Annotated in this window: 14 protein-coding genes; 9 read left to right on the top strand and 5 right to left on the bottom strand. The window is 52.5% G+C overall.

The window, feature by feature from the left end:
• Positions 1–60: 60 nt before the first annotated feature.
• Positions 61–1,875 carry a vWA domain-containing protein gene (locus tag ACQ4N8_RS01380; protein ID WP_430702516.1) on the bottom strand — a complete coding sequence of 605 codons (1,815 nt, stop codon included), beginning with the start codon at positions 1,873–1,875 and terminating at the stop codon, positions 61–63.
• Positions 1,876–2,358: 483 nt separating this feature from the next.
• On the opposite strand from ACQ4N8_RS01380, the gene ACQ4N8_RS01375 reads away from it, so the two are divergent.
• From ACQ4N8_RS01375 to ACQ4N8_RS01360, 4 genes are all read left to right on the top strand, one after another.
• The gene (locus tag ACQ4N8_RS01375; protein ID WP_430702515.1) at positions 2,359–3,312 is read left to right on the top strand and encodes a hypothetical protein; all 954 of its coding nucleotides are present in this window, start codon (positions 2,359–2,361) and stop codon (positions 3,310–3,312) included.
• Complete coding sequence (locus ACQ4N8_RS01370) at positions 3,302–5,242, top strand: hypothetical protein (protein ID WP_430702514.1); 1,941 nt, start codon at positions 3,302–3,304, stop codon at positions 5,240–5,242. Before ACQ4N8_RS01375 ends, ACQ4N8_RS01370 begins: the two co-directional genes overlap by 11 nt.
• A 237-nt stretch (positions 5,243–5,479) precedes the next feature.
• A complete protein-coding gene (locus tag ACQ4N8_RS01365; RefSeq protein ID WP_430702594.1) occupies positions 5,480–6,082 on the top strand; it encodes a TetR/AcrR family transcriptional regulator C-terminal domain-containing protein in 603 nt (200 codons plus the stop codon).
• Positions 6,083–6,230: 148 nt separating this feature from the next.
• Positions 6,231–7,826: an oleate hydratase gene (locus ACQ4N8_RS01360; protein ID WP_430702513.1), complete on the top strand. Its 1,596-nt coding sequence runs from the start codon at positions 6,231–6,233 to the stop codon at positions 7,824–7,826.
• Between the two features lie 448 nt (positions 7,827–8,274).
• On the opposite strand, the gene ACQ4N8_RS01355 is transcribed toward ACQ4N8_RS01360, so the two are convergent.
• The 4 genes from ACQ4N8_RS01355 to ACQ4N8_RS01340 all read right to left on the bottom strand — a co-directional run bounded on the left by ACQ4N8_RS01355 (position 8,275) and on the right by ACQ4N8_RS01340 (position 11,615).
• Complete coding sequence (locus ACQ4N8_RS01355) at positions 8,275–8,460, bottom strand: Spo0E family sporulation regulatory protein-aspartic acid phosphatase (protein ID WP_430702512.1); 186 nt, start codon at positions 8,458–8,460, stop codon at positions 8,275–8,277.
• Between the two features lie 233 nt (positions 8,461–8,693).
• Entirely contained in the window at positions 8,694–10,196 is a 1,503-nt protein-coding gene (locus tag ACQ4N8_RS01350; protein ID WP_430702511.1) for a helix-turn-helix domain-containing protein, read from the bottom strand.
• A 152-nt stretch (positions 10,197–10,348) separates the two neighbouring features.
• On the bottom strand, positions 10,349–11,242 hold the full coding sequence (locus tag ACQ4N8_RS01345; protein ID WP_430702510.1) for an aldo/keto reductase: 894 nt from the start codon (positions 11,240–11,242) through the stop codon (positions 10,349–10,351).
• A gap of 46 nt (positions 11,243–11,288) precedes the next feature.
• A complete protein-coding gene (locus tag ACQ4N8_RS01340) occupies positions 11,289–11,615 on the bottom strand; it encodes an L-rhamnose mutarotase (protein ID WP_430702509.1) in 327 nt (108 codons plus the stop codon).
• Positions 11,616–11,831: 216 nt separating this feature from the next.
• Between ACQ4N8_RS01340 and ACQ4N8_RS01335 the strand changes: the two genes are divergently transcribed.
• The 5 genes from ACQ4N8_RS01335 to ACQ4N8_RS01315 are packed head-to-tail and all read left to right on the top strand — an operon-like array spanning position 11,832 to position 17,233.
• Positions 11,832–13,475 carry a spore germination protein gene (locus tag ACQ4N8_RS01335; protein ID WP_430702508.1) on the top strand — a complete coding sequence of 548 codons (1,644 nt, stop codon included), beginning with the start codon at positions 11,832–11,834 and terminating at the stop codon, positions 13,473–13,475.
• 5 nt (positions 13,476–13,480) lie between these two features.
• Positions 13,481–14,686: a Ger(x)C family spore germination protein gene (locus tag ACQ4N8_RS01330; protein ID WP_430702593.1), complete on the top strand. Its 1,206-nt coding sequence runs from the start codon at positions 13,481–13,483 to the stop codon at positions 14,684–14,686.
• Positions 14,687–14,692: 6 nt separating this feature from the next.
• Positions 14,693–14,932: a hypothetical protein gene (locus ACQ4N8_RS01325; protein ID WP_430702507.1), complete on the top strand. Its 240-nt coding sequence runs from the start codon at positions 14,693–14,695 to the stop codon at positions 14,930–14,932.
• Positions 14,933–14,947: 15 nt separating this feature from the next.
• Positions 14,948–16,072: a GerAB/ArcD/ProY family transporter gene (locus ACQ4N8_RS01320; RefSeq protein WP_430702506.1), complete on the top strand. Its 1,125-nt coding sequence runs from the start codon at positions 14,948–14,950 to the stop codon at positions 16,070–16,072.
• A 15-nt stretch (positions 16,073–16,087) separates the two neighbouring features.
• Entirely contained in the window at positions 16,088–17,233 is a 1,146-nt protein-coding gene (locus tag ACQ4N8_RS01315) for a GerAB/ArcD/ProY family transporter (protein ID WP_430702505.1), read from the top strand.
• Positions 17,234–17,292: the final 59 nt, after the last annotated feature.

Raw genomic sequence — 17,292 nt, 5'->3', positions numbered from 1 at the left:
TTGTCCTCCTAAATTGGGGTTATATATGTTGAACTATGGATTGTACGGATCAGGGCAGCATCACACGAGGTACTCGATAAAAATCGTCTTGTCGATCTGTTGCAGCGACAAGGACACGCGGTCCCCGCTCTTAAGCTCAAGCCCGGCGGCCGCCTCTACAGCCCGGCCGGATTTCTCAATGGGCGCGGCCGAGGCGTTGCGCAGTGTTATGCGATCTCCTTTGGCCGGGGTGAACACGATTTTCTCCGTTTCCTTCAACTCGGGCGCCAATTGCAGCAGTTGATGGAGATTAAACTTGCCCTTAAACGCCGTCAGTTTCTTATACTGCGGGAAGGATTTCTCGTTCGTGTTCTCGTCGCGTATTTCGAGGACGATCTGGCCAACGAAGCCCCGATTCGCCTTCTTGACCGCGCTGGCGATAAAATAGGCGGCTGCAGCGATCGCGGCCAGTGCTACTGCCGAAACAACCGCAATCAGCCAAGGAAACGGCTTCTCCTCATCCTCTGCCGCCGGCTTGGAAGGCGCAGTAGCCGCCCCTCCTGCATTGCCTTTGGCGCTCAGCGTTACCGGGTCGGATTCCCGATAGAAGCTTTTTTCCTCCGCGCGGACCTTCAATTCATACTCATGGGCCGCGGCAAAGCGGAGCGTTCCTTCGAATTTGTCGCCCGCATTGTTCAGCTTTACTTCCTCCGTATTCCCGCTATCCAGATCCTTAACGATGAGCACCGCATTCATGTTCGTATACAGCTCGTCATTCGGCAGCTTCTGCCCATTGCTCGTCAGATACGCCCCGATAGCCACCTCATCGCCCGGCTTGTAGTTCTTCGAGGCAACCGGATCCATCTCAAGCTTAAGATCGTAGTTGAAGACGAGATTGATGTCGATTTTGTCCTTGGCCGCCCCCTTCACCCTGAGCTTCCAATCCCCTTCGGCCGGAGTTAGCAGCTTAATCAGGGAATAACTCTTCGACTTGGACAAAATCACATCGTCCGAAGGTATCGCCACTTTGCCGCCGGACGGGTTAACCAGCTCCGCCTCAACCGGCTTGGAGGACATTATGGAAATATTGGCTTCAAGCACGTTGGCATTCGGCACGTTTATCGTCACTTCCTGGAAGCTTCCGGTGCCTGTCATGCTTTGAATAGGTACGATTTTGAGCTTCAAATGGCTGGCGAAGATTTCACTAAGGATTTGCGGAAGATCCTCCGCCGAGCTGGTCGAGAACGCTTTGGCCCCCGTCTGCTTGGCCAGCTCCGTAAGCGGCGCCTTGTTCAGCTTGCCGTCCGCATTCAACCCGATCGTATAGATCGGAATGCCAGCCGCCTTCGCTTCGTCGACGGCATCGTCCAATTCCTGATCGGATTCGCTTTGCGTCCGTCCCGAGCTTTGGTTGAAATCGTTGTTCCCGTCGGCCAGCAGAACGATCATCGGCTCATGCCCCGAAGCGGCCCCGTTCTGCAGCACTTTAACCGCCTCTCGAACGCCTACCGCGATATCGGTGTAGGGTCCTCTGTCCAGCCCGTCAATGAACTCTTTTAGATCCTGCTTATCCTCGGAAGATTGAATTTCAAGCAGGGCCTTCTCCCGCTGTACCTTATCCGTATAAGCCACGATCCCTACCTTGTCGCCTTTGGCGGACAGCATATCGATGAACATCTTCATCGCTTCATTTCCGACTTTATTCGTGTCGCTCGTGTTCATCGAGTTGCTCACATCGACAACGAGCACGGCATCAATCGATGAAGCTTGCTGAGCCTGAGCTCCTTGCGTTGCTGCCGCGGCCCCGTAAATCGCGGTGCCGGTGGAGGACGCCAGTAACCAAAAGATCATCATAACCGTTAATATACGTACAGATTGTCTATAACGATGCTGCATAATATGGCCCCTTTGTTTTGAGATAGAAGTGAAGCAGTTCCAGATATATACTATACTAATGATAATAGATAATCCTTAAGAAAGGTTGAAAAAAGCGAGATTCGCCAAAATTCGCTTACACTTAATAGAAAGTGTTCATAAAGTCAGGTTTGGAGTACCGAGAAGGTTGGATGAAGCTAGGGACTGAGTAGCGCAGCGTAGCTGGAAGCTACGTGAGCAACGGAAGGCCCGGCTGAATTCAAGATTCGACGTCGAATCCGCTTCATGGCCTGCTTCGTGATCAAAAGATGACTTTTTGAACTTCCTCTAACATAATAATTACGAAAGGAAACTGCATATGGTTACATACGGGTGCCTCGCACTGCTGTTTCTGTTTGTCAGCATAAAGTCCTATATCTATTACTCTCGCCGAAACCGGATCGTCGCTCCGCCGGAGCTCGACAGAAGACTGATAAAATTAATTAACAGTGGAGAGAGAGAACCATGAACAAGAAAAAAACGGTCATTCTCCACCCTCCATTAAACACGAAATATGCCTACGAAAAGTTAAGATGTTGCAAATATTGCCAGAGCTATACCGCGTTAAACGAAGAAAAGTGCACCGTCTGCGGCAAGTCCGGCCTTCGCCCGGTTCTGGAACAGGCGCGACATACCGCGGGGCGTGCCCGGCATAATGATCTGCTGCTGGGCCTATTTCTCACGCTGCTCTCTATTCTATTCAGCCAGACCTTTCAGCTTATGGCCATTTCAGCCGCAGCGGGGATTTTACTGTCCGGGCTGCTCCTTTGGGTTCACCGCCAGGCTCTCGATAGCCGCGTTTCGCTCAAGCTGGGCGAACTCTTCCAGCGTGATCGCGACAAAATCACAGCAGGCCTGGTTCGTAATCTAGAAACCGCAATCGCCCATGAAGAGGAGGTCCGTTCCTATGAAATGTTGCGGGAAATTGCCGTTATCGTTCATAACGATCAAATCCGCAAGCTGCAGCTAATCCTTTTGCAGTCCTTCGTATTAAGAAAAGATATGGATCTGGAACTGGAGCCCCTCCTGCTGGAAGATTTCGATACTGAGCTTGCTTCGTATATTGGCGAGCTTGCCAAAATTAAACGCGAGCTCATCAAAGACAAAACATTTCAATATGTAATCCAATACGAGCGGCAAATTTTGGCGATGGAACGGGGAGAGGACATTCTGGCGGGCGTTGCCGCGGCCGCAATCCGGCTAAAACGCTATGTATTAGCTTATTCGGACTTCATCGCCCGGTATGCGCGCAAGCTTCCCAAGGATCGATTCCTCCGATTATTCCGGATGATCGCCGGTTCACCCGAGCTGGATTGGGGAGAGCTTATGGCCGAGACGGCCCGCATCCATAAGGAGAAATACGAGTGGGATGCCGACTTTGGGCAAATAAAGCCGAGGTCTACTGCCTATGACGGTTAAAAGATGGATCACCCTGCATCACTTGCTCATTTTGTTATGTTTAGTGACGATTCCTTTGCTGGTCTACAAAGGAATCGGGATTTCTCAGAAGCTTACCGCCATTGAAACGGCGGAACGCTTATTCCAGGAGAAGCGCCTTGTAGAAGCCGAGGACTGGTATCGGAAGGCACAAATGAACAGGAGCATTCGCTACAAGGAGGAGCTTATTTCCTCGCGGCTGGAGGAGCTTGCTCCCATTTCCGCCATAAAAGGCGATTTGGGGGACATTGCCGATCAAGCTTCCCGAGCGGATAGTGAGCATGATTTCGAGCTTCTTATGAATGCCTACGCCAAGCTTCAGCAGGTGCGGAGCCGTTACATGACCCCGGAAGGTCCTTATAGCGGCTATTACCGTCAGATCTCTGAAAATTATGGCATTTCGCAAAGCTTCACCAGCTATTTTAAAAATTTCAAGTCCATGTTTCTGCGGCAGTTAGAGCAAAACCTAACCGTTTCCAACTATGATGATGAATCTTTTAAAAGGAATCTGCTGAGCATTCCCGCTCATTTCTTCGGTACCGAGCAAGAATGGCTTGATGAGGTAAAGGCGGCTTTTCAAAGCTATGACGAAACCAAGCTAACGCGCCTGGTTGCCGGAGGGTTCGTTGAATCCATGCTGGACGATGCCTCCTCCACGCTAGCAGCATATCAAACAAATAACCTGGAAGCCCCTTGGATCGTTGCCAAAGTGGATCACTTGATAGAGGAACTCTTGAAAAAGGACTGGGACAACGCCGACTACGCCGCTTTCGCCATCCATGCTCAGCAGTTCGACACATTCGCAAGCTCCTCCCATCCGGAGTCCATGGTGCTTTCCTTGGCCAAGAGTCGTATTGGCGACCTGATGCGCAAAGCCGGGAAAAATGTGGTAAACGGCAATTATCAGGAAGCGATCGATCTGTACGCGGCCATCGGCCATTATCAGGATACGCAGGCGGAAATAAGCGCGACCGAGTTGGCTTGGACTTTGGCTGAACCGGTCCGGCTGCTTCCCTCCCCGGCGGATGGAAGCAGCTATGAGCATGTCGCGAGTGGGCGGGACAATTTTGGATCGAAGGTCTACGTCGCGGCAACCGATCGGAACAATCAGTTGTATTTCGGCCGAATGAGCGCGGACGAAAGCGTTCAGATTTTATCCAATCATGATCTGACTCCGCAAGAACAAATTCGCGCGGTCGCCATCGATCCGGTCCTAAGCGCGGAAGGGAATCCCGTCATCGTCATTGAAGCGGCGTCCGAGACGAGAAATGCCCTCTATACCGCATTTGAAGCACGAGAGAACAATATTACGCTACTCTATGCGATCGAGGGAGACAGCCTAACCTTACAGCCGGACGGAACCCTTCAAGTGGTTAATCCGGTTGGCCCCGGTGAAGGACAAACGGCGATATTCGTTCGTTCAAACGACGGTTATCAGTTTGCAAGCATTAAGCAGGATATTGCGGACATTTCCGCCGACAATATCGTCCAGTATCCCGACAAGCTTGTCCGCTTTACTTGCACCGTCATTTCCGCCGGGCCGGGAGAAGCGCTCGCCATGGGCAGCAATAGCTTGATGCTGCTAAAAGGAGATTTCTCCCTTCCCGCCGAAGCGGCAAATGTAACCGTCACGGGACGTTTCAAAACGTACGCTGAACAATCTATTGACGAGCAGTTGATAGGTCGGATCGAAGAAGTGCTGAAAGGGCAATTGGGCGGTCAAACGAGCGGACGGAATGCAGATCAGGCTGACGGACTTGGTGACGGACTGGATAAAGGACTGTCCGTAGGAGCGGTTGACGGACAGATTGAAGGACTGGTTGACGGAACGCTGAACGGGCTGCTTCAAGGCCTTAACGATGCGAATCAACTATGGATTCCCGTCGTCGAGGTGGAATCCATCCGGCAATAGGCGCGGTTCTCCGCCAAATGATCTTTGTATGGAACCGGATGGGGTTTGGAGTGAAGCCTACGGCGCCCCCTTCCCATTGATCGGCCGTAAGACAAGGAGCACCACAGCGAAAGAAGCTTCTCTCCTGTGATACCCCTTGCAATAGGGCCGCCCGTTGTTCCGCCCTTTTTGAGAAAGCCTCGGGACCCGCGTATAATTAAGATGTCTAACGACAGGATGTGCATTAATCCTAGGCAGGTGATTCCTTTGTCCAGCTCCCACCTTACCAAGAAGGCGCTCGCCGCCTCGCTGAAAAACATGATGACCCATGTTCCCTTGAACAAAATCACCGTCAAACATATCGTCGATGAATGCGGGTTGAACCGGCAGACGTTTTATTATCATTTCCAGGACATATACGAGTTGCTGGGATGGATCTACCAGACGGAAGCGGTGGATGCCATCGCCGGGGAGCGCAGCTATCGCACCTGGACCAGCGGATTCTATAAAATTTTCAAGTATATCGAGGACAATCGGGCCTTTTGCCTGAATACGCTCAACTCTTTGGCGCGGAACCATCTTGATTCGTATCTGTATACCGTCACCAATCAACTGGTCATGGGCGTCGTGGAAGAAGTGTCCGATGGCATGGAGGTGGCGGAAGCGGATAAGCGGTTTTTGGCCAACTTTTACACGCTGGCGTTCGCCGGGCTCGTCATCCAATGGATGCGGGACGGGATGAAGGAACGGCCGGAAGTCATCATTGAAAAGCTCAGCGAATTGGCCGAAGGCCATTTCGAGCGGGCGCTGCAGCGGTACGAGCAATGCCGGCACGATCCCGGTTTCGCCGAACGGCGATAATTTTACCGCGCTCGAAAAAACGCCGTTTCCGTCGAAATCCTAGACACTCTCCTGCGAGTGTCTATTTTTTTGACAGCCGGGTCCCATTGATGATTTTGTGTGCACCGAAGAGGGATTACATTAAGGGTGTTCCCATTCATCAAAATCTTTGGAGGCGACGGTTATGTCAGCGGAATTTAGCAACAGACAGGTTTATTTTGTCGGCGGCGGGATAGCTTCGCTTGCGGGTGCGGCATTCCTGGTTAGAGATTGCGGTTTTCCCGGGCAGCAGATCCACGTCCTGGAGGAAATGAAGGTGCTTGGCGGAAGCAACGACGGAGCCGGGAACGGCGAACAAGGGTACGTCATTCGGGGCGGCCGGATGCTGAATGACGAAACTTATGAAAATACATGGGACTTGCTGCGTTCGATTTCCTCGCTGGACCATCCGGGCCTGTCGGTCCGGGACGAAATCGTCGCTTTCGATACGGCCCACCCCACGCATGCCAACGCGCGGCTGGTGAATAAAGATGGCCAGGTAGAGGACGTGACCTCCATGGGCTTTGATATGGCCGACCGGCTGGCCATGGTCAAACTGATCATGACGCCGGAGGAAAAGATGGGCAAAGCGCGGATCAACGACTGGTTCGGGCCGCATTTTTTCGAAACCAATTTCTGGTATATGTGGGCGACGACCTTCGCGTTTCAGCCTTGGCATAGCGCCGTCGAACTAAAAAGATACATGATTCGCTTCATGCATGAGTTTCCGCGGATTCATACGCTTGAAGGGGTTACTCGCACTCCGTACAATCAATACGATTCCATCATCCTGCCGCTGCATCGTTACCTGGAAGAGCATGGCGTGGACTTTACGTTGAAATGCACGGTCACCGACCTCGATTTCAAAGACGGAGACGGCATTACCGTCACGCGGATGCGCTATGTTAAAGACGGCGTCCCGGGGGTGCTGGATTTGGCGGAGGGCGATCTGGCGATCGTTACCAACGGCTCGATGACGGAAGGGTACAGCCTCGGCTCCATGACGACAGCCCCGCGGTTAAATGGCAAGGGCAGCTCCTGGCAGCTGTGGGATCGCATCGCTGCAAAAAAACCGGGGCTCGGCAATCCCTCCTCCTTCGACGATCATATCGACGGGTCCAAATGGGAGTCGTTTACGGTCACTTGCCAAGACTCGCGGTTTTTCGATCTGATGGAGGCTTTCTCTCGCAATAAAGCGGGCACAGGAGCGCTGGTGACCTTTAAGGATTCCAACTGGCTGATGTCCATCGTGCTGGCGCACCAGCCGCATTTCCGCAACCAGCCGGAGCACGTGAAAGTGTTTTGGGGTTACGGACTGTTCCCGGATCGCGTCGGCGATTATGTGCCTAAGAAAATGTCCGAGTGCACCGGCGAAGAAATCTTGACCGAGCTGCTTCATCATTTGCATTTCGAGCAAGACATGGACGCGATCATCGCCACGGCGAACTGCATCCCCTGCATGATGCCTTATATTACATCGCAATTTATGCCCAGAGTGATCGGCGACCGCCCGAAGGTGATCCCGGACGGCTCGACCAACCTGGCGTTTATCAGTCAGTTTTGCGAAATTCCGGACGACGTGGTGTTCACCGAGGAATATTCCGTTAGAGCGGCCCGAATGGCCGTTTACGGCCTGCTTGGCCTCGACAAGCCGATTGCGCCGATTAACCAATACCATTACGATGTGCGCGCACTGCTGCAAGGATTGGTCACCTCGTTCCGTTAATCTATATCCGTAGCTGGGAACGATGATAAAAAAGTGAAGCACACTCGCGTTAACGCCCGTTAGGGCTGCGCGGTGTGCTTTTTTTGCGAAGAATCCCCCGAAAGGAACAGGGCCGGCGTTTTTCTAATTGCATTCGACTGAACGCAGGCGATTATTGTAACGAACCCGGTAACCTTATTGACCGTAAAGCTGTCCCATAGCGCTTCTTTTGAGCCAAATCGCGATATCTGGATTCGTTACATCGAGAAATGTCCAGAAAATGAGCGATTAGTATGATCAGAGTTCGTTACATGAAATGTCTGATGCGAGGCACACTTATCGAACGCAAGAGATCGCACGGAGGCTACTGTCGAAACGGTTCTCTCCGGAAAAAGCCGCCGAGACGCCCCAATTGCCCATTAAAGAAGTTTAAAAACTAAAAATTGACCAGTGACCAAAGAACCCCCATCTAAGCGATGGGCTTCTTGATCTTTATATCGGCGTACATGATTTTGTTATACTTATTAATCAGCCCGTCGAGAATGACGGATTGATGAATGACTCGCTTGTGCCGAAGCCCATATCGCTGTGCCAACCGATTCAGTTCTTGTCTTTCTATTTCGATGCGGAGTTTGATTTTCTCAGAATTATTCATAGCTATCACCCTATGAACATATTAGGAGACGTTGCCAAATATTGCCTACTGAAACATACTGCAAGAAACAAGAAAATTCCCATTTTTTGAAATAAGAAAATAAATAGGGTCAGCATTGGCTGACCCCAAGAACAAAACAAGTATTTTTTATAAATTGTGTATAACTCAAAAATCCGAGAATCATTTACCAGCCATGAGCCAAGAGAGACATAAAGCTGTTAGAAAATACGAAACTAAGCATAAGCATACCCGAAACCACCCAAGACATTTTCTTTTTCATTTTCCCACACCTTTCTACATAGTTCATAATAGTCCTTACATTGCGTTTCCGAAGCAAACTGACGGTTCAGTTCAAAAATAACCATGCTGTTTACGATGAGATCTTTGCTGTTTAAATTTATGGATAGTTGCATGCTGTGCAAAATGTTCATTAAGCCTTCCCTGTGCAAATCTTTGCGGAGGTTGTAAATTGCATAGTTCTGGAAAAAGAAGGCACAACGAAATATATATGAGGGTTCTTTGGCTGCACGTTGCGAAAACCAATTATCTTTACCCGTTTGCCTATATTGTTCGATCTCTGTTGAAAACTTTCCGATAACATCATCAATATAGAAGTTGTGGCGATTCGCCGATTCTATTAAAGTGATCAATCCTTCAATAATTTCATCTGGGTGCTCTACCAAAAATTGAATGTACCCGGGGATTCTCGATCGGTTTCCTGCTTTTATGTCTGCACACATGTAATTAGCCTCGGCAAACATTTTCAACCGCTCGACTTCCTCCACACCTGCCTCATCTAAGCCGTTAAACCAGCTTAGATCGGCGTATTCGGCAATCCACTTTTTAGATTCCTCAAACATCCCCCGGTACTCATACGTCATCGCTTTAAATAAATAGGATTTTCCGTAGTACATGACAAGCGGACGAACAGGACGGAAATCAGCATGTTTCCATACCTTTCTCTCATAAAGCCTCTTGGAAAATTCACATAACTCGTCGGCATAATTCTCGACTTCGATCCAATTCATCCTCACAGCGTAAACTTCAGCGAGCATGAGTAATCCGTCAAGCGCATAATATTCCGGCAAGCGATATCGATAAGGCAAGAATTGAATAGCTGCTCTATACCCTTTTCTTCCATCAGCTTGATAAATCTGAAAAATCCGATAATAGCTCATCGCCAACCGTTCCGAATGATTGGATCGCTCGCTTTCGATGACGCTTTCATAGAGAATGACGGCGGCTTCCTTCCAGCCTTGTTCATACATTATTTCGGCGGTCTCGAATATGCCGGCGACCTGTTTCAAGTCTTCAAGCAGTCGGTTCAGTACCTGTTTGATACAATCATGGCGCTGCAGTTCAGCACATCTCAGCAAGAACGGGCGAAGCCTGCGCCAATGCGGTGCGGTTGAAATAAAACATTCATCGGCGTATAAATCGTAGAAGTGTCCTTCGGGAAGCCCCATCGCTGTCGTAATCCGATCCAGTTGCCCGATAGCAATCGGCCGGTTGCCGTTAATAATTCCGCTTAACGTCCCGACGTTGACCCCGGCAGATTCTGCAAAGCGATGCAGGGTTGTCCCTTCGCTCTTGATGTAATCTTCCAGTTCTGCGCGAATCGTGGTTGTGGATATCAAAAAGCTATCACCCCCCAAACCAATTCCGCTTACTTCTACGAGCCGGAAACGCCGTCCGACCTGTAGAGCAACCAAACGACATCCATTGACATCAAGCAACACCATAAACTTCTAAAATACCAGTATATGTATGATAGTAACCCTAAATTTGACAATAGTCAATAAAAAAAGACCAATAAGAGGAAATTTTGTCGCCTTATTGGTCTATTGGTATGGAATTCTCGTATATCGTCAAATTTCAAAGCCAATTGCTAGATTTCCAACTCCGCCGCCGCGGCGTTCGCCTCCACCTGCGCCGGGTTCTTGCAGCCGGGAATCACCGTGCTGACGATCGGATTCTTCAGGCACCAGGCCAATGCCCACTGGGCCATGTCCACGCCTTCCGGCACCTCGTTTCTCCGGATTTCCTCCACTTCCTCCAGCTTGCGGCGCGTGCTTTCCGGGTCATGGCGATGCCGCACATCGGTCTCGCCAAATACGGCACCCGGCTTGTACTTTCCGCTCAAATATCCGCTTGCCAGCGGCACGCGGGCCAGTACGCCCAAGTCCTGGCGCTCGCAGGACGGGAATACCCGATTTTCCGGCACGCGATCGAGCCGGTTATATACGACTTGAATCGCTTCCGAGCCGACCTTCGTTGACGCCTCTGTCTGATGCAGGTTGTCGTTGCTACCGATCGACGTGCCCAAGTGGCGGATTTTACCGGCCTGTTTCTGCTTATCCAACAACGTCCATAGCTCGTCATTGTCAAACGCCGCGTCGGGGCCGGAGTGGAACTGGTACAGATCCACATAATCCGTCTTCAACGCCTTCAGTGATGTGTCCAGCTGCTCCAGCACCTCCCGGGCGCCGAACTGATCGGTCCGGGTGAACCGCTCATGGAAATGGTGTCCGAACTTTGTGGCAACCAGCCAATCTTCCCGCTTCCGTCGGCTGATGTAATCGCCGATAAACGATTCGGACAAATGATCCCCGTAGCATTCCGCCGTATCGATCAGATTGATGCCCAGTTCGCCCGCCCGGTCAAGGATCGCGTCCACTTCCGCTTGCGTGTAGTTAAGCCCCCACTCCCCTCCGAACTGCCAAGTACCGATCCCGACCACGGAAACGTTAAGCCCGGTTTTGCCTAATCTGCGATATTTCATCCGCGATTCCTCCCGTCATTTATAGTTAAGTTGCAGCCCGTTCCTTCTACTTCAAGTAAAACACCTCGCTCATCGGCACGATCGGCTGCGGCTCATTGAAATCGAACGAGCCCTCGACCATGCCCGACGTAATCGCGTTCCATCGTTGGCACGCTTCGCTGGCCGCAATATAGGCAAACGCCGCCTCCGTATCCTCGCATTCGAAGCAATAGAAAAACTGATTTCCCTGCTGAAAAATCGAATAATTCCGGATGCCCGCCTTGCGATGCTCCTCCAACACATCCGGCCAAGGGTTCAAATGCATCTCCACGTAGGCATCCAGGCGCTCTTCCTTGACGCGCCAAGTCCAGGCAAATTTTTGACTCGACTCCATTATAATCCCCTCCTTAATGAAAAACACCTCCGGCTGAAGTATACCGGAGGCGTTCCAATCTGATCCCATTGTAATCTATTTGCGGCGATTCGGCGATATCCGCAGGCAAGTCGGGGTACCGGCTTCTCCTCCGACCTCCTGCTATTTCGGCCCCGTTTGGGGAGGGCTTACTTCGGCAATAATGGGCTTTAAAACACCCGCGAGAGGGAGACCCCTATGCCTTACCGGCGAAGAATGAAGCGCAGCTCAACCCGAATCCCAGTTCACGCTCCGTTGACGGCGAGCCAAACCTCGGCGCCCGGCGAACCGCAGCCATTGCATACGGATCTGGAGGCCAATTTGCGGGCAATCCGCGAAACTCTCGGCAACAGCACCGACATCATTATCCGGAACCTGCCGATCGGCCACAAAGGCGGTTGGTCGATGGCCATTCTTTTTACCGACGGGTTGGCGGACCAGAAAGTCATCACCGACTTCATCATGAAATCGGTCATGCTGGACGTCCATATTTTCGGGCAGACCGACAGAACCGTCGATCCCCCTTCCGACGTCGTGCTGGCCTTGAAAAGCTATGCCCTGACGATCGGAGACGTTCGGGATCTCGCCGATTTCGACGCTTTGTATCAAGCTTTGTTGTCCGGAGATACTGTGATCCTCGTGGACGGCCAGGATCAGGGCGTGGTGTGCAGCACTCGAGGCTGGAAGGACCGCGGGGTGAGCGAGCCGGCCTCGGAAAACGTCGTTCGCGGTCCCCGGGAGAGCTTCGTCGAGGCGCTGCGGACCAACACGTCGCTCATCCGGCGGAAAATCAAAGATCCGCATCTGTGGCTGGAGACGATGCAGATCGGAAGAGTCTCACGGACCGACGTGGCCATCATGTATATCAAAGGCATCGCCAACGACAAAGTGGTTCAGGAAGTACGGGATCGGCTGAACCGAATCGACGTCGGCGGTATTTTGGAGAGCGGTTATATCGAGGAATCGATTCAGGACGAAACATTCAGCCCTTTTCCGACCATCTACAATTCCGAGCGGCCGGACGTCATCGCCGCCGAACTGATGGAAGGCAAGGTGGCCATCCTGGTGGACGGAACCCCGTTCGTCCTGGTGGTTCCGGCTCTGTTCGTTTCTTTCCTCCACGCCTCGGAGGACTATTACCAGCGTGCGGATATCAGCAGCTTCATCCGTCTGCTGCGTTATCTCGGGATCATCATCTCCCTATTAGGACCGTCCCTGTACGTCGCCATCACGACGTTTCACCAGGAAATGCTGCCCACGCAGCTGTTGATCAGCCTGGCGGCGCAGCGCGAGCAAGTGCCGTTCCCCGCCTTTATTGAAGCGGTTCTCATGGAATTGACCTTCGAAATATTGCGGGAAGCCAGCATTCGCATGCCCAAAAACATCGGTGCCGCGATCTCCATCGTCGGCACCCTGGTTATCGGCCAAGCCGCCGTACAGGCGGGCATCGTTTCCGCGGCGATGGTCATCGTTGTGGCGATCACAGCGATCGCCAGCTTTGTTCTGCCGGCATACAACATGTCCATCGCTTTCCGCTTGCTTCGCTTCCCTTACATGGCGCTAGCCGCCTCCTTCGGCTTGTTCGGCATCATCGTGGGGATCATCGCCCTGGTGCTGCATTTATGCAGCCTGCGATCATTTGGCGTGCCTTATATGGCACCTTTCGCTCCGCTCATCCCGGCGGATAACAAGGATTCGATCATCCGGCTTCCTCACTGGATGCTGCTCACCCGCGCGCGTCTTGTCAGCAAGAACAACTTAACACGCCGAACTAGTACCCCGCCGAAGAAGTCGCGAGAATCTGCAGCCGATAATACGGACCCGACGAAGAAGGAGACTTGAACGTGATGATCAGAAAAACGGCAATCCTGATGTTGATTCTTATCGTCGCGTCGTTACTCGCCGGGTGCTGGAATCGCAAGGAACTCAACGAGCTAGGCATCGCCGTGGCGGCCGGCGTGGATAAGGAAGGCGACCGTTACCAGCTCACCTTGCAGGTCGTCGATCCCGGCCAGGTTACCGCGCAAAAGGGGGCCAGCGGAGGCGCGCCGGCCACGCTGTACACGAGCGAGGGCGATACCATTTTCGAAGCGGCGCGAAGAATAACGCAAATCAGCCCGCGGAAAATCTACCTCTCCCACCTCCGTTTGTATTTGATCGGCGAATCGCTGGCAAAACAGGGTATCGGACAAATGCTCGATCTGTTGTCCCGGGACCATGAAGTCCGCACTGATTTTTATCTCGTGGTCACCAAAGGAACAAGCGCGCTGGAAACGTTGAAAATCATGACTCCACTGGAGCCCGTCCCGGCCAACAAGCTGTTCTCTTCCCTGGAAACCTCGGAGGAAAACTGGTCCCCCAGCCTGACGGTCACGCTCGACGAACTCATCAACGACATGACCAGCGAAGGGAAACACCCCGTTCTGACCGGGCTGCAAATCGCGGGGGATCCGAAGATCGGGCAAACCAAAAAAAATACTGCCAACATTTACACCCCCACGCAGCTGCAGTATTCGGGGTTGGCCGTATTCAAAAAGGACAAGCTGATCGGCTGGCTGGACGAAAAGGAAAGCAGGGGGTACCACCATATCCACGGGGGCGTCAAAAGTTCCGTCGTTTTCGTCACCTGTCCGGAAGGCGGCAAAGTCGTCGTCGAGTTCATCCGCGGCAAGACGAACGTCAAAGGGAAGGTGGCCCAAGGGCAGCCCCGGATCGCCATCCAGGCCGAAATCGAAGGAAATATCGGCGCCGTCGGCTGCAAGAAGCTCGATCTGACCGATACGGCCACGATCGCCGAGTTGGAAAAGAGAGTCGAAGCCAAGATGATCGAATTCATGGAAATGACGATCGAAAAAGCTCAGACCGAATACAAAATCGATATTTTCGGTTTCGGCGAGGCCGTCCGCCGCGCGAGTCCCAAAGCCTGGAAAACAATGAAAACGAACTGGGACGAGGAATATTTCACTCATTTGCCGGTGGACATCCGCGCGGATTTCATCATTCGCCGGATCGGCACCATTTCCGATTCGTTCCTAAACCAAACGAAGGAGTAAATAACTATGTTAGGAATCGCGGGGATTTTGGCGGTAGCGGGGGTTATCGCATGGATCGAGCTTCCGCCCCTGTTGAAGCGGAAGCACAAAAAAGAGCTGTGGATTTTTGCCGCTCTGCTTCTGCTTGCCGTCGGCGTCAGCATTCCGGCATCGTTGATGCCCCACTTCCCCAGTCCGCTGATCGCGTTCACGTTCGTCTTCAAACCGTTTAGCGAGCTGCTGTCCGCAATCGGCTTAATCCAATAAAATGAGGTGATCCGGATGCCAAAGCCGTACCTGGTCTCCGCCAGGCAAATCACGATCATGACAACCCTGTTTACGGTGGGCAGCGCCATTCTGATCATCCCCTCGGGCATGGCCTCCGTCGCCAAACAGGACGCCTGGATCGCCGCGCTGGCGGGTCTTGGCGGCGGCGTTCTGTTGGTGGCTCTGTACAACGCTATCTCGAGCTGGTATCCGCGGATGTCCCTTATCGGGATCTTGGAGAAGCTGCTTGGCAAATGGCCGGGAAAAGTGGTCTCCCTCCTGTTCGTGGCAACCTGGTTCGTGATTACCCCGGGGGCGACGCTTTACTATTTAGGAAATTTCATGACGACTCAAATCATGCCGGAAACGCCCATCAAAGCGATAAACGTCTTGTTTATTCTCATTGTCGTCATGGGGATCCGACTCGGTATCGAAACGATCGCACGCGCCGCGGAATTGTTGTTTCCCTGGTGCATGCTGCTCTTCGCCGCCCTCGTGGCGCTCGTGATGACCGAATTGGAGCCGGTTAAGGCCCTGCCGGTGATGGAGGCGGGCCTCTCGCCCATTTGGCCGTCAGCATTGTCCTTTACTTGTACGGTATTTGTCCCCCAGCTCTCCTTATTCCTGTTTCTGCCGCCCTCGATGAACCATACCCGTGAGGGCAGAAAAGGGTTGCTGATCGGCAGTTTGACGGGCGGAGCGATGATTGCGGTCATCGTCGCTTTGTCTATCCTCGTGCTGGGTCCGCAAATCACCGGAAGAAGCATCTATCCCAGTTATTCGCTGGCCAAAAAGATCAGCATCGGCAATTTCCTTCAGCGCATCGAATCGTTTATGGCCGTTCTCTGGATCATAACGTTGTATTTCCGGGTCACTTTGTACCTGTACGCGATCTCTTCGGCGCTCGGTCAGATCCTCCAGCTGAAGGATTATCGTCCCGTCGTGCTGCCGCTCGGGATGATTACCGTCGTCCTGTCGATCGTCAATTACCCGAACGTCCCCTTTGAGCAAACCTGGGATACGAAAACCTGGATTCCCTTCGCGATAACGACCGGGATCGTTCTTCCCTTGCTGCTCGTTGGAGTTCACCTGATTCGAAAAGGTACGGGCAAAATCGGCACAAAAAACAAAAAAATCTGATTCGAGGTGCGCGCCATGCTGAACGAAACCAATATCTCCTTGCGCCAATTGACGATATTAACCGTACTATTTACGGTCGGCAGCGCCATTCTGATCGTTCCTTCCGGCATGGCCGCCGCAGCGAAGCAGGACGCTTGGATCGCCGCCTTGATCGGGGTCGCGGCAGGTCTGCTCATCGTCTGGCTGATGGGGACTTTGTCCGGTTATTATCCGCAGATGACCCTGGTCGGCATTTTGGAAACCCTGCTGGGAAAATGGATGGGCAAAGCCGTGGCTTTGATTTTGGCACTCACCTTATTCCTGGCCGGCCCGGCGACGGTGCTGCATGACGTTGGCGACTTCATGACGACGCAAATGATGCCGGAAACCCCGATTCAGGCGCTGGTCATTCTATTTGCGACCGTGGTGCTGATGGGCATGCGCGCAGGCATCGAGGTTTTGGGCCGTTCCGCGGAAGCTTTGTTCCCTTGGTTCGTTATCCTGTACGTATCCTTGGTTACGCTCATCTCTTTCAAAATCGATCCGCATAACATCAGCCCCGTCCTGGAGTCCGGCCTCGCCCCCATCTGGCCGGCTGCGCTTTCTTTTATCAACGTCGCCTTCCTCCCTCATATCGCGCTGTTGTTATTCCTCCCATCTGCCGCCAATCGGCCAGAACAGTTCGGCAAAAACTTCGTTCTCGGCAGTTTGATCGGCAGCTTGCTGCTCGTGATCATCATCACTTTGTCCATCTTCGTGCTAGGGCCGGAGATTACGGCAAGAAGCTTATATCCGAGCTATTCGCTGGCCAAAAAAATCGACATCGCCCATTTCCTCCAACGCATTGAAGTCATCATGGCCACCATATGGTTCATTTCGCTCTACTTCCGAATCACGCTTTATATGTGCGCCGTCGCCTATTCCTTCGCCCAAATCTTCAATTTGAAGGACTATCGTCCGCTGGTCCTGCCGCTGGGCATGCTGCTGGTCGCGACTTCGATCGTCGTCTATCCGAACATCCCCTTCAAGCAAACCTGGGATACGGAAACCTGGACGCCTTACATCCTCACGGCCGGGTTGCTCCTCCCTGCCGTCCTGCTGGCTATTCATCTGCTGCGCAAAATGATAGGGAAAATGAAACGCCGCCCAAATCCGCCCGCACCTAATCCCCAAGAACCTTAAGCGGATTTCAACCCTGCGCCGCACCCGTATGCCCTGCCCCAAAACAGTTGCAGGCCTTG

It is taken from the genome of Paenibacillus macerans (genome assembly GCF_050565405.1).
In the GTDB taxonomy this organism is placed as follows: Bacteria; Bacillota; Bacilli; order Paenibacillales; family Paenibacillaceae; genus Fontibacillus; species Fontibacillus macerans_B.
Note: the sequence above shows the minus strand (reverse complement) of the source record. Positions and strands in the feature narration are given on the sequence as shown.

Coding starts and splice junctions, on each gene's coding strand:
- ACQ4N8_RS01380 (WP_430702516.1), bottom strand. CDS start 1,875: ATGCAGCATCGTTATAGACAATCTGTACGTATATTAACGGTTATGATG.
- ACQ4N8_RS01375 (WP_430702515.1), top strand. CDS start 2,359: ATGAACAAGAAAAAAACGGTCATTCTCCACCCTCCATTAAACACGAAA.
- ACQ4N8_RS01370 (WP_430702514.1), top strand. CDS start 3,302: ATGACGGTTAAAAGATGGATCACCCTGCATCACTTGCTCATTTTGTTA.
- ACQ4N8_RS01355 (WP_430702512.1), bottom strand. CDS start 8,460: ATGAATAATTCTGAGAAAATCAAACTCCGCATCGAAATAGAAAGACAA.
- ACQ4N8_RS01345 (WP_430702510.1), bottom strand. CDS start 11,242: ATGAAATATCGCAGATTAGGCAAAACCGGGCTTAACGTTTCCGTGGTC.
- ACQ4N8_RS01340 (WP_430702509.1), bottom strand. CDS start 11,615: ATGGAGTCGAGTCAAAAATTTGCCTGGACTTGGCGCGTCAAGGAAGAG.
- ACQ4N8_RS01335 (WP_430702508.1), top strand. CDS start 11,832: ATGCCTTACCGGCGAAGAATGAAGCGCAGCTCAACCCGAATCCCAGTT.
- ACQ4N8_RS01330 (WP_430702593.1), top strand. CDS start 13,481: ATGATCAGAAAAACGGCAATCCTGATGTTGATTCTTATCGTCGCGTCG.
- ACQ4N8_RS01325 (WP_430702507.1), top strand. CDS start 14,693: ATGTTAGGAATCGCGGGGATTTTGGCGGTAGCGGGGGTTATCGCATGG.
- ACQ4N8_RS01320 (WP_430702506.1), top strand. CDS start 14,948: ATGCCAAAGCCGTACCTGGTCTCCGCCAGGCAAATCACGATCATGACA.
- ACQ4N8_RS01315 (WP_430702505.1), top strand. CDS start 16,088: ATGCTGAACGAAACCAATATCTCCTTGCGCCAATTGACGATATTAACC.